General features: G+C 51.1%; 14 protein-coding genes. 7 read left to right on the forward strand and 7 right to left on the reverse strand.

The genetic code is table 11. The annotated features are described in order from the left end of the window. Positions 1–238: 238 nt before the first annotated feature. Together BUB81_RS03515 and BUB81_RS03520 are read left to right on the forward strand one after the other, a co-directional pair. The gene (locus BUB81_RS03515; RefSeq protein ID WP_073318215.1) at positions 239–1984 is read left to right on the forward strand and encodes an autotransporter assembly complex protein TamA; all 1746 of its coding nucleotides are present in this window, start codon (positions 239–241) and stop codon (positions 1982–1984) included. Next, positions 1981–5655 (forward strand): translocation/assembly module TamB domain-containing protein, encoded by a 3675-nt coding sequence (locus tag BUB81_RS03520; RefSeq protein ID WP_073318218.1) that lies wholly within the window; start codon positions 1981–1983, stop codon positions 5653–5655. Before BUB81_RS03515 ends, BUB81_RS03520 begins: the two co-directional genes overlap by 4 nt. A gap of 39 nt (positions 5656–5694) precedes the next feature. Here BUB81_RS03520 and BUB81_RS03525 read toward each other — a convergent pair whose 3' ends face one another. Both BUB81_RS03525 and BUB81_RS03530 read right to left on the reverse strand, forming a co-directional pair. After that, complete coding sequence (locus BUB81_RS03525; RefSeq protein WP_073318221.1) at positions 5695–6279, reverse strand: hypothetical protein; 585 nt, start codon at positions 6277–6279, stop codon at positions 5695–5697. Then, complete coding sequence (locus BUB81_RS03530) at positions 6272–6775, reverse strand: RNA polymerase sigma factor (protein WP_073318224.1); 504 nt, start codon at positions 6773–6775, stop codon at positions 6272–6274. Before BUB81_RS03530 ends, BUB81_RS03525 begins: the two co-directional genes overlap by 8 nt. 138 nt (positions 6776–6913) lie before the next feature. On the opposite strand from BUB81_RS03530, the gene BUB81_RS03535 reads away from it, so the two are divergent. After that, complete coding sequence (locus BUB81_RS03535) at positions 6914–7195, forward strand: hypothetical protein (protein ID WP_073318227.1); 282 nt, start codon at positions 6914–6916, stop codon at positions 7193–7195. Positions 7196–7217: 22 nt separating this feature from the next. Here the strand turns inward: BUB81_RS03535 and BUB81_RS03540 are convergent, their stop codons facing one another. The 4 genes from BUB81_RS03540 to proB form a co-directional block, all read right to left on the reverse strand. After that, positions 7218–8147 carry a D-2-hydroxyacid dehydrogenase gene (locus BUB81_RS03540; RefSeq protein WP_073318230.1) on the reverse strand — a complete coding sequence of 310 codons (930 nt, stop codon included), beginning with the start codon at positions 8145–8147 and terminating at the stop codon, positions 7218–7220. Next, positions 8147–8584: an acyl-CoA thioesterase gene (locus tag BUB81_RS03545; protein WP_073318232.1), complete on the reverse strand. Its 438-nt coding sequence runs from the start codon at positions 8582–8584 to the stop codon at positions 8147–8149. Before BUB81_RS03545 ends, BUB81_RS03540 begins: the two co-directional genes overlap by 1 nt. Positions 8585–8663: 79 nt before the next feature. Further along, entirely contained in the window at positions 8664–9914 is a 1251-nt protein-coding gene (locus BUB81_RS03550; protein WP_073318235.1) for a glutamate-5-semialdehyde dehydrogenase, read from the reverse strand. Between the two features lie 10 nt (positions 9915–9924). Beyond that, positions 9925–11025, reverse strand: coding sequence for a glutamate 5-kinase (gene proB, locus BUB81_RS03555; RefSeq protein ID WP_073318748.1), 1101 nt, complete (start codon positions 11023–11025; stop codon positions 9925–9927). Positions 11026–11248: 223 nt separating this feature from the next. Between proB and BUB81_RS03565 the strand changes: the two genes are divergently transcribed. From BUB81_RS03565 to BUB81_RS03580, 4 genes are all read left to right on the forward strand, one after another. Further along, on the forward strand, positions 11249–13720 hold the full coding sequence (locus BUB81_RS03565) for a M1 family metallopeptidase (RefSeq protein ID WP_139241501.1): 2472 nt from the start codon (positions 11249–11251) through the stop codon (positions 13718–13720). Continuing rightward, positions 13710–14231: a DUF6702 family protein gene (locus tag BUB81_RS03570; RefSeq protein ID WP_073318243.1), complete on the forward strand. Its 522-nt coding sequence runs from the start codon at positions 13710–13712 to the stop codon at positions 14229–14231. Before BUB81_RS03565 ends, BUB81_RS03570 begins: the two co-directional genes overlap by 11 nt. A 174-nt stretch (positions 14232–14405) precedes the next feature. Next, positions 14406–14684 (forward strand): hypothetical protein, encoded by a 279-nt coding sequence (locus BUB81_RS03575; protein WP_073318750.1) that lies wholly within the window; start codon positions 14406–14408, stop codon positions 14682–14684. 6 nt (positions 14685–14690) lie between these two features. Next, positions 14691–16004, forward strand: coding sequence for an ABC1 kinase family protein (locus BUB81_RS03580; protein WP_073318246.1), 1314 nt, complete (start codon positions 14691–14693; stop codon positions 16002–16004). 6 nt (positions 16005–16010) lie between these two features. On the opposite strand, the gene BUB81_RS03585 is transcribed toward BUB81_RS03580, so the two are convergent. Continuing rightward, on the reverse strand, positions 16011–16319 hold the full coding sequence (locus tag BUB81_RS03585) for a DUF6482 family protein (RefSeq protein WP_073318248.1): 309 nt from the start codon (positions 16317–16319) through the stop codon (positions 16011–16013). Positions 16320–16331: the final 12 nt, after the last annotated feature.

Consider the following 16331-nt stretch of genomic DNA (forward strand, 5'->3'; position numbering starts at 1 on the left):
ACATTCCTTGTATTTATAGGATATTATGATCAGTAATATAATTAATCGCAGCAGTCGAGGCAATCAAATCAGCCTCTGTTGGCTCTGTAGTTGTTACACGCTGTGTCGTAAATACGCCACGTTTCAACGAAATTGCTGTAGCAATACGTGTGATAACGGTAAACTGACGTCTCGATTTACCTGTCATCACTCAAATAGCTACTTGCCATACCCGGTGTAAGGAACCACACGTTAACCCATGTCGCTTCGCACGTTAATCATCGCCCTTAGCCTACTTATTGTGACTGCCACTGCGCCTGTTTTGCAGGCAGCCACAACGCTGGATTACGAACTCACGGGCGTAGAAAAAAGTGAATTAAAAAAGAATATCGGTTTGTACCTGGCCAACATCTCTTTTTCCGGTACGGTACCCGACGAAGCAACCCAGGAACGTATCATAAAGACAGTCAATACTGCGCTTCAGCCATTTGGTTACTACAACGCTGACGTAGCAGTTTCCATTGAAAACGAAGACGTCATTATTAACGTTGTTTTAGGCGATCCGCTTATTGTGGCCAACGTGAACCGGGAGATTATCGGCGAGGGCAGGGATGACCCGGCTTTTCGCGAGAGATTTAACGCACTGGCCATCAAAAAAGGCGATGTATTACATCAGCCAACCTACGAAAAGTTTAAGTCAGACATGTTTAACTATGCATTGTCGAATGGCTACTTTGATTTTTACTGGCAGGCAACCCGGCTCGATTTGGTGAGAGAGGAAAACGAAGCAAACGTGCTGCTAATCGCGCAAAGTGGCCGGCAGTATGCCTTCGGCGAAGTCAGGTTAGTCGGCGATGACAGAGCCAAAGCGATCATTGGCCGTCTGCAACCCTTCAAATCCGGCGATCCTTATAGCGCTGCAAAACTCACTACGTTTAATCGCCGCCTGAATGAAACCGGCTACTTCCAACGCGCCATTGCCCGTCCTCTGGTAAGTCAGGCCGACGGTGTAAACGTACCGATTGAAATAACCCTGTCTCACTTACCCAGAGACATATTTAACGTGGGTGGGGGAGCCAGCTCAGACACCGGCCCCCGGGTACGTGGCCGCTGGGAGCGCCCCTGGGTAAACTCCCGAGGGCACTCTATTACCGGTGAAGTATACATCTCGAAACCCGAGCAGGCCGCCAGTCTGGACTATCGGATTCCGCTGGAAGACGTGAACAACGATTACGCCAGCATCAAAACCAGTTATGAATTTGAAGACAACACCACCAGCGACACCAAAAGTGAAAAACTGAGTATTTCCGGTCACCGGTTCTGGAAAGAAGCCGATTCGCCCTGGCAGCGCAGTATTTCCCTGTCTTACGAACGTGAAATGTTTACCCAGGGTATCAGCGACCCGCAAACCATCAGTTTGCTTATGCCCGGGTATTCTATTGGCTACAGTGAATCCGACAATGCGCTGAGCATTAACCAGGGCAAATTCTTTGTGGTTGCCATGCAGGGCGCACATGAAAACGCCGGCAGTGACATTTCACTGCTGAAAATGACCGCCAAAGCCAAGTATATTGCCACGCTCAACAACACACACCGGCTATTTTTACGCGCCGAAGCCGGCGCCATCGAAACCGAAGATTTCGACCGCGTGCCGTCAAGTTTGCGATTCTTTACCGGTGGTGACCAAAGTATCCGTGGTTTTAGCTATCAGGAAATCGCGCCCTCAGTATTAAACGACGAGGGCCAACGCGTGCTAACTGGGGGTAAGTACCTGGCAACGGCCAGTGCGGAATACGCCTACCCTGTCACTGATTCCTGGCGCGCGGCGGTCTTTGCCGATGTTGGTACAGCAACCAATGATTTTTCAGACCCGCTGACCACCGGTTACGGCATTGGTGCCCATTGGCTTACGCTAATTGGCCCGGTGCGATTCTACATTGCACGGGGGCATAGCGAATTCGAAAATACCTGGCGCTTCCACTTTACGCTGGGGCCTGAACTATGAGTATTAATCGCCTCGCAAAAGTATTTTTATATTCGGTGGTGAGTGTGGCTACGCTCGCCGGCGTGCTGCTATCGCCACTGGGCATGCCAGTCATTCAATACGCCGCCAATCACAGCGTGCCGGGCCTTTCGGTATCGTCGCTATCCGGCAGTTTGTGGTCAACCCTGACCGTAGAACAATTGCGCTTTCAAAACGCGCAATGGCAAGTCGACGTAGCGCGTATCGAACTGGATCACGAGTGGACCTGCTTATTGCAATCGTCGGCGTGCATAAACACCCTGACGGTTAATCAGCCTGTTGTAAAGCAATTGGCCGAAGGGCCAGAAACGCCAGACAATGACGAGCCAGTCGAAGCCATTGAATTACCCATAGCCATTCATCTGGATAACCTCACGGTTACTGGTATCGACGTCTCAACCTTTGCGGCAGATATCAGCATTGCGCAGCTAAGCGCCAGGGCCGAGTGGGTAAATACGCTCAAAGTAGCGCATTTTCATACTGATGATATTCGGGTGTCACTACCTGAAGCCGAAGCGCAACCTACGCCAGCTTCAGCGCCTGTCGTTTTAAGCTATCAGCCACCAGCGCTGCCGGTTATTACCATGCCGTTACTGGTCAGCCTCAATGATATTGCCATTAATCAACTTCAGCTCTATCAGGGCGACGCCCTGTTAACGCAGTTAAACATCGCATTGCAAAAGGCGGCGGTGAAAAAACGACAGATTGAGTGGAAGCAACTGAGTGTTGAAGCACCGCAAGGCAAAACAAGTGTGTCTGGCCAGGTAGCGTTTACCGGCAATTACCCGGTGACGCTGTCGCTGGATGCCAGCTCCTTGCTGGAAGACTTTCCTCAGTCAGCAAACCTGGCCGTAAAAGGCGATCTAAGCGATCTTTCAATGACGTTGGCAGCGAGCGGCACCGTATCGGCCAATGCACAGGCTAAAGCCAACCTGCTCGACAGTCAGTTGCCCTTGTCGTTGCAACTTAACTGGCCGGAACAAAGCCTGAAACCTATTCAGGACATTCAGCTTGCAGCGGGCGTGCTGTCTGCACAGGGAAAAATGGGTCAATATGCCCTTAGCGCCCAGACCGGGGTGTCGGGTGAAGCCATTCCCTCGACCGCCATCGATATTCAGGCCGTATTAGGCGAGCGCTCACTGGCGGTCAGTGCCATGAATGCAGACCTACTCGACGGCACCATCACAAACAGCGGCGTGCTGTATTTCAGCGATGCGATTAGCTGGGAAGGGCTTACCCATCTTCAAACACTCGACTTAGCAAAGCTGAGTCCGCAAGCGCCGACTATGGTCGACGGCTTGCTTAAAACGCAGCTCAGTATGACGGCTCGCGGTCCAAACCTTCTGGTGTCAGATATTCAGCTGTCTGGTGTGCAGTACGACAGGGATTTTCTGTTGCAGGGAGACGCTGTCTATTCAGCCAATAGCGACATTATGGTGGGTAACCTGACTGCGCAACTGGAAGACAATGAAGTCTCCGCAATCGGGCAAGTTTTTAATCAACAGTACATCGATGCACTGATTTCTCTGAAGCTGCCACACCTGAGCTATTTGTACCCCGATGTAAAAGGCGGCATAGATGGCTCGGTGAATATTGAGGGCGACTGGAATAACCCAACCGTACAATCTGCCATTGCGCTTCGCGACATTACACTTAGCCCTGCACTGAGTGAAGCAATGGCTAAACAAGGCCCGCTCAATGGCACGGTTGATGTTGCAGGTAGCCTGGCTGAACACACGCTGACAACCTCGTTGCAGTTGCCCGACTACACCAGTGAATTGCATTTAAGCGGAAACTGGCAAAATGGGCGCTGGCAGGGCGTTCTGAGTGATACCCAACTGGCTGTGATCAACACGCGCTGGGCGCTCAACACCGACGTAAATCTGTCTTTTGTGCAGTCGCCGCAACAGCTCGATGTGTCGGCGCATTGCTGGGAGTCACGAGAGCACGGCGAGCTGTGCATTAACGAAGCGAGCTATACGCCGCAACAGGTTTTGTGGGATATCAGCGCAACTGAATTGCCGCTCGGACTATGGGCCTTTGAACTCGCGCCAGAGGTGCTGTTTGAACGCAATCAGGCAACCCTGTCGTTTTCCAGCCAGGGCCAATTGGATCTTGCGTCGCAACAGGCCCAGGCCAAGGTTAGTGCCGATATAACCGCCGACGACTGGCGGGTCGGCCCGAAAGGCGAAGTGGTACTCGCCGTTGACACCTTCTCGTTAAACGGCAACTGGGCAGATAACCAATTAACGTTTACCTCTGAGGTGCGCAGCCCACAGGTTGGCGATATCATTGCTAATCTCTCGCTCTTACCCTTAGCCGACACACCAACACTGGATGGCACGGTCAATATCAATCGTTGGCGACTGGCTCCGTTTCAGCCTTTGCTTCCCAACATGAATGCGCTGGACGGCCAGATAGATGGCGAGCTGGCTCTCAGTGGCCCTATGACGTTGCCACTTGTTAACGGTTCGCTCACGATCCGCGACGGCCATATCGACAGCGACGACCTGCCGGTGAAAGTGAGCCAATGGCAGCAAACCATCGCGCTGAATGGCGATAATGCCGACTTCAACGGCGAATATATGCTGGGCGACGGCGCAGGCACCTTGAGTGGTGATGTGAGCTGGCGCGATGTACCTGAGGTCAACTTCACACTTGCCGGTGAAGCATTCACCGTGCAATACGACGACAGCAAGGTAAAAGTATCACCGGATTTGACTGCCCATATTACGCCGCAAAAAATCGATATTCAGGGCGAGGTCGACATTCCTTATGCCAGAATCAAAGTGAATGACCTGCCGCCCAGTGCCATTGCCCCGTCAAAAGACGTGCACCTACGCGGCGAGCCCCCCAGCGATGCGCTGATTGATCAAATCAACGCCAATGTAATGGTGACAATTGACGATGCAAAAACCCAGGAAGTGAAACTCGACGCATTTGGCCTCACCGCCTCGTTAAGTGGCGGCATCAAGGTTCAAACTCAGTCTGCGTTAACGGGCTTTGGTGACCTGCAGATATTAAACGGCCGCTACGAAGCCTATGGTCAAAACCTGATTATCCGAACCGGTGAAGTGCAGTTTAACGGCCCTATCGACCAGCCTATGTTGCTGGTTGAAGCCATTCGCGATCCCGAACTAACTGAAGATGACGTCATTGCCGGTGTGCGTATTGAAGGGCCAGCGTCGCAACCCAGTGTGAATTTGTTTTCAGAGCCGACCATGGATCAGGCGCAAAACCTGGCTTACTTGTTAAGCGGCAGCGGTGGACTGGGCGGCAGCAATAGCGAAATGGACCAGAACGCCTACGCCAGCTTGCTGATTGGCTTCGGTTTGTCCAGCTCAGAAGGGTTGACCAGCGGTGTGGGTGAAGCGCTCGGCATTGAAGACTTGACCGTATCGACCACCGGACAGGGCGACAATACCAAACTGGCAATTTCTGGCAAAATCGCACCCAACCTTACGGTACGATACGGTGTAGGTATGTTCTCCAGCGAAGACAGTGGCGGCCAGGAAGTGGCGTTGCGCTATCAGATCATGAATAACCTGTACCTCGAGGTGGTAAGAAGTCTGCACACCGCGGTGGATTTGTACTATCAGTTTACGCTCGGTAAGCGCGGCAAAGAAGACGAAGACCCACCGTCATCAGAGTAATATCCGAACGGTACGCTCAGGGCGTTGGGCAGGGTACGGCTATCCAGCCGTATTCCCCTTGTTGCCTAAATCAGCGAGGTGTAAGTATTCACGATGGAACCGTTTCGCGCGCTTGTGCGCCCACACGCCAGTGCCAACCAAGCCGGCAACAATTAATACCAGCACCCACACACTGCGTCTAAGATTGTCCAGTGTGTAATCTTCAAACATCGCCATCATGCCCAGAATAGCGACAAGCGCGACACCAGACATCCAGCAGGAGTGGAAGGTCAGGCGGGCAATTTTATGGTTGTTCAGCAGCTGTTTTTTTAGCGTATCCACATAGTGAGACGTATCCCCAAACGTTGCCAAAGCAGCATGGCGTCGCAACCAGGCGATATACAAATAAAACACAAACGTCACCGCCACTAAGGTGATCACACAGCCAGCCAGCAAAGACGACAGCTCATCCCAGGTTGCTATCAGCACCCAAATTGCCGGCACAAAGCCCAACATATCCAACACCAAATAGAGCCGCTGAACGCGCTGCTGGCGCTTTAATCGGCGGGTGAGATCCTGCATATCAATGTGATTGGTAGGCTGCTGTTGCCACAGTGCCGATAAATCTGCTGACGTATCAGACATGTTTAAGCTCCTGTTGTAGTTGTGTTTTGGCACGCTGCAATAACACCCCTACATGATTTTTGGTTATCCCGCATACTTCAGCGATTTCCAGATAACTAAGGCCTTCCAGCGTAAGTGTTAACACCTGACGCATGGCCACGGGTAACGCACGCACGGCAATCAGTAATTGCTCGATATTACCTTGCTGTTCCGCAACCACATGTGGCTCAGCGCTTTCGTTACCCCGGGCAAATTCCCACGCCATATTGTCGTGGCCAGACTCTTCCTGCTTTTTGACCTCTTTACAGACATGGGTAACGGCCCGGTTATGGGCAATTTTCAGGATATAGGTTTTCAGTGAAGCCTCGCCGTTGAAACGCGTCAGTCCTTGCCAAACGGCCAGTGCGATCTCCTGCAACAATTCCTGCTGCAAGGCTTCATTCGCCTCATAGCTCGCTGCAACTCGACTTAACAAAGCCTGATGCTGGTTGAGGATGTCCTTAAAATCCGCTTGCACTAACCGTCCTGAGTGTTCGTTGATGAGTCTAGGTATTGCTTATAGTCACGCCTACGCAAAAAAAATTACAGTTCGTTGTAATTTTTTTATTTCTTCGACGACTAGTGAACTGCATAGGCCATTTTAAAGGAAACGACCATGACCCCATTTCACATTGTTGTACTTGTGTCTGCTTTAGTCTTACTCAGCCTGCTTTGCCATTACCTCGATGCGAAGTACCGCTGGCAGTTAAGCGCTTGGCTTTCAGACGAGAGCGTGAATCCATTTAAACACCAGTCGGCAGCATCAGAAACAACAAACGGCGATGCGAAAGACGCTGAAATTGCTGCGTTAAAGGAGCGTATTGCAGTACTGGAAGCCATAGTGACTGAACCTGCTTACGACCTGAACGAAGAGTTGAAGAAACTCAGTCGCCAGTAGCGTTACGCAAGCTGCATCAGGCTTATTCGCTGTCCAGAAATGCAGAGAGTTTGTTCACGGCCAGCGTAATTAAGCGCTGGCGGGCTTCTTTTGCCGCCCAGGCACTGTGTGGGGTGATCAACAAGTTCGGAAGCTGCGCATTAAGCAGTGGATGGTCTGCTGGTGGAGGCTCGACACTCAGGGTATCCAGGGCTGCGCCGCCAATCTGATTTTGGGTAAGTGCGGTCAGCAATGCCTGTTCATCAATCAAACCACCCCTGGCGGTATTAATCAGAAACGCACCGGGCTTCATTAGCGCAAGCCGTTCGGCGTTGATCATTTCTGCTGTGTCGTCGCTAAGCTGACAGTGCAAACTCACTACATCGGCCTCGGGCAATAATTCATCTAATGGTCTACGCGAAGTGTGCTGTGTGCCAGGCCTCGCGGCAACAGACACCCGCATACCAAATGCCTTTGCCAGTTCGGCTACACGTTGCCCAAGTGTGCCGTAACCCACGATGACCAGATGCTTTCCAGCCAATTCGATAACCGGGTTGTCGAGTAAACAGAAAAACGGCGATTGCGACCATTCGCCCTGTTGTACCTGACGCATAGTCGCTAACGCTGACGTGGCCAGGTTCAACATCAGCATTAATGTATGCTGGGCCACCGAGTCGGTACCGTAACCAGACACATTATTGACGGTAATCCCACGTTGTTTGCAGTAGTCCAAATCGACATTATTCATGCCGGTTGCCAGAATACCGATGTAGCGGCAGCGAGGAGCCTGCTCTAGGAGCTCAGCGCTGAGTACAACCTTGTTAACCAGAATAATATCGGCATTCGCTATCCGCGAAGCTGTTTCTCCTGCCGTAGTTGAGGGGTAATAGGTAACAGACACGGGTAACGCGTGTAACGCCGTCAAATCGGCGTCCCGGCCTAACGAATCGCCATCTAATATAACAACCTGCATCACAGGGCTTCGATGATCCGTTCTAATGCGCTCTTGATGCGCGGTGGAATTTGTACAACACGATTCGTCGTGCGATCGACAAATACCTGAACAAACTGCCCGTGAGCCACACGACGCTGATTAGTACCGGCGTAAATCGACACACCATAAGTCACCGAGCTGCGGCCAATTTTGGCAACGCGTACGCCCACTTCGACATCTTCCGGGTAGGAAATATTTGAAATAAACTGGCACTGCGAACTCACTACATGCGCAATCACCGGGCTGTGTCTGAAATCCATACCCGCTTCATCAGCCAGAAAACGGTTTACGGCGGTGTCAAAAAAGCTGTAGAACACCACGTTATTCACATTGCCATAGACATCATTGTCCTGCCAGCGTGTCGGCAGGGTTACCGCATAGGGATAGTCATTCAGCGAAGGGGTTATATCCGTCATTTTTCGTCTCATCCTTCAATGATGGTTACAGCTTACCGCGTTGTACACGCGGTCGCTACGGGCAAAGTGTAATCAATACTTATTTTCGGGTTTGTCCGTTACCCAGCACCACAAATTTCTCGGTAGTCAGTGACTCAGCGCCCATAGGGCCATAGGCGTGCAGCTTGCTGGTGGAGATCCCAATTTCTGCGCCCAGACCCAGTTCACCGCCATCAGAGAAGCGCGAAGACGCATTTACCATGACAACCGCTGAATTTACATCGCGTATAAAGGCATTGGCCGTCGCGTAGTGCTGCGTGGCAATCACTTCGGTATGACCCGAGCCATATTGCGTGATGTGGTCCACCGCATCGTCGTAGCTGTCTACCACACGTACGGCTATCTCCATTGCCAGGTATTCAGCCTGCCAGTCGGCATTCGTTGCACTTACCGCATCACTAAAATGACTGATTGAAGAGTCACAGGCGTGGATCATGGTGTTGTGGCTTTTTAGCATGGCGGCGGCACGTGGCAAAAATTCGTCTGCGACGGCTTTATGAACCAAACAGGTTTCCAACGCATTACACACGCCAGTACGCTGAGTTTTGCCATTTTCCAACAAGGCCAGCGCCTGTTCGATATCGGCATACTGGTCGACATACAAGTGGCACACGCCTTTGTAGTGCTGAATAACAGGAATTTGACTGCGCTCACTCACGTACTGAATCAGGCCTTCACCACCGCGCGGAATAATCAGATCCACGTCGTCTTTCAGGGTCATGAGGGTATTCATAATGGCACGGTCCGGGTCAGGGACAACCGTCACGGCTGCAGCGTCGATGTCATGTTTGCGCAGCACGTGATGCAAGCACGCCGCTAACGCCAGGTTAGAGTGCAGCGCTTCTTTACCGCCGCGCAAAATGACCGCATTACCGGCTTTAAAACACAGAGCAGCGGCATCTACCGTCACGTTTGGACGCGATTCGTAGATCATCGCCACTACGCCCAATGGGATACGCATTTTGCCAACCTGAATACCACTCGGCATAGTCTTCATCTGACTGATTTCACCCACTGGATCATCCTGCTCGGCAATCGATGCCACGGCATTGGCAATGGCCATTACCCGGTCTTCTGTCAGAGTTAATCTGTCGACCATAGCGGCATCTAAATGAATGTCTTTGGCGTGTTCCAGATCCAGCTGGTTCGCCGACAGAATATTCTGGGTTTGCTGAATCAGGTGCTGGCTGATTTCATGCAGCACTTCACGCTTTTGCTCCGGGCTCAGGCGAGCAACCTGACGGGCGGCATGTTTAGCGTCTTTGGCAGCTCGTCGTATCGAAAAGCTCATGGTGTGCTCCTTATTTCAATAACACCAGATCGTCGCGGTGGACCACAACTTCGCCGTTATCGTAGCCAAGAATGTCCCGGATACGCTGGCTTTTCTCACCTTTGATCATTTTCAGTTCCTGGGCACTGTATAGCGCCAGGCCCTTGGCCAGGGACTTATCCTGACTCACTATTTCAATTGCATCACCAGACTCAAAGTGACCACTTACTTCGGTTATACCCGATGGCAATAAAGAGGCGCCTTTAGACACCAAGGCTTTTTCTGCACCCTGATCAACAAAAATTTTCCCACGGGTTTTCAGGGTGTGTTCCAACCAAAGTCGCCGTGCGGTTTTCGGTGACTGTTTGGCTTTGAACAACGTACCGGGGATGTTCCCTTCCTGTAGATCATCAAAAACATGGCCGTTGCGTCCGTTTACGATCAGGGTCTGAATGCCACTGCGGGCACACTTATCAGCGGCCTCAATTTTGGTTCGCATGCCGCCGGTACCTACCGATGTGCCAGCGCCGCCGGCAATGCTGTAGGTGTGCGCGGTGATTTCTTCTACTACGGGGATAAGCGTAGCAGTCGTGTCTTTGCGTGGATCTGCGGTGTAAAGTCCGTCTATGTCAGAACAAATGATTAGCGTATCTGCGCCTGCTACCAGTGCGGTATATGCGGCCAGATTGTCGTTGTCGCCTACTTTTAATTCATTCACCGCGACCGTGTCGTTTTCATTCACTACCGGCAAAGCCTGGTGATTCAACAATTCACGGATGGTGTTCTTGATATTTACGTAACGGGTACGGTCGTGCAGATCGTCATAGGTAAGCAATACCTGAGCGCACGGGAAATCGAAAAAACGCTGCCAATTGGCCATCATGTACATCTGGCCAATCGCGGCCATAGCCTGCTTCTCTGAAATAGACGCCGGGTGCTGAATTGGTACTTTCGCTCTGCCCGCAGCGACACTGCCGGAAGACACTAAAATAACCTCTTTCCCTGCCTCACGGGCAGAAGTAATAAAACGCGCGATAGGAAGAATATAACGGCCACTGCATTGCTGGCCATCGGGCGCGATCAGCGCACTGCCAATTTTAATTACGGCACGCTGCCAGGAAAACCCACTCATTAGCATGAAGACAAAGAAATTAACGGGCTTTCAAGAATATTACAAAGCGCCCATAAAACAAACAAAAAAACAGTATCGTAATGCCTTGTATAGCAGGCTTTGCGTTAAGGCTGATGCATTTTACGGCAAACGGCTGGCAATTTTTAACACATTAGAATTACACTACTTGTTTATCATAATAACTAAGCGTCATAACGACTAAGGATCACACATGAGCAATCGTATGCCCAAGTTGATCTGGTTAATGCCGGTACTGTCTATGCTGACTTGCTCAGTGTCAGCCTATGCTGCCATTAAACAGACGAAAGGGGACTTCGAAGACAAATTCCGCCAGTTGGATGAAGTATTACCGACTCCAAACGTATACCGTAACGCAGCAGGCGAGCCGGGCCACCAGTACTGGCAGCAAAAAGTCGATTACGAGATTGACGTAACCCTGGACGAAGCCAAACGCCGTATTGACGCTTCTGAAGAAATCACTTACCAGAACAACTCCCCGGATACGCTAAAATATTTGTGGATTCAGCTGGATCAAAACAAATTCCGTCCTGACTCACTGTCGGCGCTGAGCGAAAACTTTGGTGGTATTGGTAACCGAGGCCCTGCAACGTCAGCGCCAAGCGCTAGCTCACCCGCGAAACTGTCTATGGGCGCTATCCGTCGTCAACAGTTTGTTGAAGATCACGAGCTGGGCTATCAAATCAAGAAAGTCACTGATGGCAGCGGCAAAGACCTGCACTATGTGATCGTTGGCACCCTGATGCGTGTAGACCTGGCATCACCACTGAAGCCGGGTAAAAAGACCGAACTGAATATCGACTTTGGCTTTAACATTGTTGAAGAAGATGCGGTATCTGCCCGTGCAGGTTACGAGCACTTCCCGGATGACGAGCGCGAAGGCGGCAACGACATCTTCTTGTTAGCGCAGTGGTTCCCTCGTTTAGCTGCTTACACCGACTACGAAGCATGGACCAACAAAGAGTTCATTGGCCGTGGTGAGTTTACTCTTGAATTTGGTAACTACGACGTTGAAATCACCGTACCTGCCGACCACATTGTGTCGTCTACCGGTGTACTACAAAACCCGAAATCCGTACTGACCAGCGAACAACGCAAACGTCTGGAAGAAGCGAAAGACGCAGAGCGTACTGTGTTCATCGTGACGGAAGAAGAAGCACTGGAAAACGAAAAAGAAGGCACGGATAAAACCAAGACCTGGCATTTCGAAGCAGAAAATGTGCGTGACTTTGCCTGGGCCTCTTCACGTAAATTTATGTGGGATGCGCGTGGCTATCACCAGGGCGGTAAAGAACAGCCTTTGGTTATGGCGATGTCTTTCTATCCGAAAGAAGGTGGCGACCTATGGAAGAAGTACTCAACCGAGTCGATCATTCACACCATGGAAGTGTATTCGCGTTTCTCGTTTGATTACCCTTATCCGGTTGCACAATCGGTTAACGGTCCGGTAGGCGGCATGGAATACCCCATGATCACCTTCAACGGCCCGCGTACAGAATTGCGTGATGACGGTTCTCGTACTTATTCATTGGCAGAAAAACGCTTCCTGATTGGCGTTGTCATTCACGAAGTAGGTCACATCTACTTCCCAATGACCGTAAACTCTGACGAGCGTCAGTGGACCTGGATGGACGAAGGTCTGAACAGCTTCCTGGACGGTGTTGCTGGTCGTGAATGGGATCCGGACATTCCATGGGGTGTCGAGCCGCGTGACGTTGTTGGCTACATGAAGTCACAGACTCAGGTGCCAATTATGACCCAATCTGACTCGGTACTGCGTCTAGGCCCGAATGCCTACACCAAGCCAGCGGTAGCACTGAATATTCTGCGTGAAACCATTCTGGGCCGTGAGCTGTTTGACTTTGCATTCAAAGAATACGCGCAGCGTTGGAAGTTTAAACGTCCTACGCCTGCTGATTTCTTCCGCACTATGGAAGAAGCCTCAGGGGTTGATCTGGACTGGTTCTGGCGTGGCTGGTTCTACACCACTGACCACGTAGATATATCAATCGACAAAGTGTACAAACTGCGTTTAGATACTAAAGACCCAGATATCGATTTCGCCCGCGAACGTCAGGTTGAACAGGACAAGCCTAAGTCACTGACAGTTGAGCGCAACAAAGCAGAAGGTAAAGAACTGTGGGTAGACCGTTATCCTGACATTACCGACTTCTACGACGAGAACGATCAGTTCACCGTTACTAACAAAGAGCGCAACAGCTACAAGAGCTGGTTAGACAAACTGGATCCTTGGGAGCGTAAAGCGTTCGAGCGCGCGGTGAAAGAAGACAAAAATTACTACGTAATGGAGTTCTCAAATCTGGGCGGTCTGGTTATGCCGATCATTCTGGAAATGACTTACGCCGACGGTACCACCGAAGAACTGCGTATTCCGGCAGAAATCTGGCGTCGTACGCCTAAAGCGGTTAGCAAGCTGGTAGTGACTGACAAAGACAAAGAACTGGTCAGTGTAACCGTTGACCCGTATTGGGAAACCGCTGATGTTGACGTGGAAAACAACCACTACCCTCGTCAAATCATCCCTTCACGTATTGAAGCGTATAAGTCTAAGCCAAGCTCAGCGAAAGTGCGTCGTGATATCATGCACGACATCAAAACCGAGCTGAAGACTGACAAAGACAGTGAAGACGATAAGAAGGAAGGCGATGACAACTAACCTCTCGCGCGTTACCGAGGTTGTTAAAGCAGGGCTTTGTGCCCTGCTGTTATGCGTAATAAGTGCACAAGCTACGGCGCACCAGCAAAAAGCGGCCATCACGACAGTGCTGTTCAACCCGAGAACAGAAAACATTGAGGTGATGCACCGGTTTAACCTGCACGATGCTGAACACGCCGTTAAAATGCTGTTTAAGAAAACCGCTGACATACTGGACGACCAGTCTACTCAGGCGGAATTCGCCGCTTACGTGTCTGAGCGCTTCTCACTGTTGAATGCCGCCGGCGACTCCTTAGGGCTCTCGCTGATTGGATTCGAAACAGAAGGCAAGTACTTTTGGGTGTATCAGGAAACCGACCAGCCACCGTCATTGGAAGGGCTCAAGGTTCGCCATGACGCACTGCGGGATATCTGGCCAAGTCAGGTAAACACGTTAAACGTTGAAGGGAAGGGCAATCTGAAAACCTTAACCTTTACCGACAACGTCGCCCTACTGGAAGTGCACTTTTAACTACGCATTTCATTGCTTATTGCTGCGCAGCGGGTGTTCACACCGGCTACGCAGCAGACTTTCCTAACACGAATTCACCGCATTCACGCACACTTTTACGATTCAGACCAAGGTCGCAATTGACCCCGTCCCCTTGATTACGTCATTATGCTGGTTAAAAAAGGGCACGAAATAATGACTGATACCCAACAACCCGCCGACGCACCTGAAAACAAGAAAAAGAATGTATTGTGGGTGTACCTCTCTGGCGCTATGGCGCTAACCATTGTGGTAATGATGTTCTTACCCAATTCTGGCATGGGCGGCTCTGTAATTGCCATTTACGGCCCCATGTTGTGGTGCGGGATATTTGCTGCCGCACTGGCCCGATATAACGAACGCAACGGCTGGATAGGCTTTGCAATCGGCAGCGGCATCGGTATGCTGATCCAAATGATCTCGCAATTCGTTTAGAAGGACATGAACGACACACCGAAGTCCCGGCCTATTCCCAGCTCCCGACTTTCGCGCATGACGCGAATTGGCTCGCTGGCGGGAAAAATTGCCGGTAGTGTGGTGTCGCAAGGTGCAGCAAAATTGTTGTCGGGCCAACGCCCGGCACTTTCAGACTTAGTCCTCACGCCTAAAAATATTCAACGCATTACCGACCAACTGGCGACCCTGCGCGGCGCCGCCATGAAGTTGGGTCAGCTCATTTCAATGGACGGCGGAGAGTTGCTGCCGCCGGAACTCAGTGCCATTCTGGCGCGACTGCGCGAAGACGCAGACCCGATGCCCAAAGCGCAGCTTCAGGCTGTGTTAGATAGCGCCCTGGGACAGGGCTGGCAAGACAAACTCCTCTACTTTTCCTACGCACCCATTGCAGCGGCGTCCATTGGTCAGGTTCACAAAGCCATCACTTTTGACGGCGAGACACTGGCAATGAAAGTGCAATACCCCGGCATAGGTGACAGCATTAACAGCGATGTAGACAATGTGGCGAGTATTATAAAGTTGTCTGGGTTGCTGCCCGGCTCACTGGATATTAAGCCTTTATTAGGTCAGGCCAAAGCGCAGTTGCACGATGAGGCCAACTACCTGCGTGAAGCCGACATGCTGAAACGCTACCGCAGTGCATTGGGCGAACATCCGGACTTTGTTGTCCCCGAGGTTTTCGATGAATTCACCACCGCAACAACGCTGGCGATGACCCACATTAAAAGCGAACCTATTACTGAGCTTGCGCAGGCACCACAGGCCGTTCGCAATAAGCTTATGACAGCACTGTTCAGTTTGTTTTTTGAGGAGGTCTTCTCGTTTCGCCTGATTCAAAGCGACCCGAACATGGCAAATTACCGCTATATCGCAGAAGACGAAACGGTGGCCTTGCTGGACTTTGGTGCTTGTCGTGAAATTCCGGACGCGATATCAAAAGGCTACCAGGCATTGCTGCAGGCCATGGCAAATGACGACATGGCAGGCGTTGCACAAGCGGCTTTAGATATCGGCTTAATGCAGTCCAACCACAGCGAATCGCAACAAGCCACGGTTGTTGCGTTAGGAAAACTGGCCTGTGAGTCTCTGTACCACGATGGCCCCTATGACTTTGGCAACACCGATTTGCTCACCCGGGTTCAGGCGATGGGTATGCAGCTCAGTTTCGACGAAGATTTCTGGCATATCCCCCCCGTCGACGCCATTTTCATTCATAGAAAACTAGGCGGCCTGTATTTGTTGGCTAAGCAGCTCGACACACAAGTGGACTTGCGCCAGGCCGCTCAAAAATGGCTGTGACGCGCACTAATAAGGCATATCCATACTAAACGGTAGCGCCATAGCGTGTTCGGCTTTTGGCGGATTGCCTATCATTTCGTCGTAAGGCGTTTCATGTTTCATGTAAGACTTTGCTACCGTGCAATGTGCAAAAAACTCTCTGATATGACCCGCGCTGTAAAACCGCATGGGTTTGTCGGAATCGTCGTAAACCAACCCGGTTTTATTGCCACTGGTTAACTGGACCAAATACACATTCATTTCGAACGACTGGACTTCCAGTACATCGATGTCCCATTCGTTAGTCTCAAGATCTTTTCGCCAAAACTTATACATTGTTGGTACTCC

Source organism: Marisediminitalea aggregata, from assembly GCF_900129565.1.
GTDB lineage: Bacteria > Pseudomonadota > Gammaproteobacteria > Enterobacterales > Alteromonadaceae > Alteromonas > Alteromonas aggregata.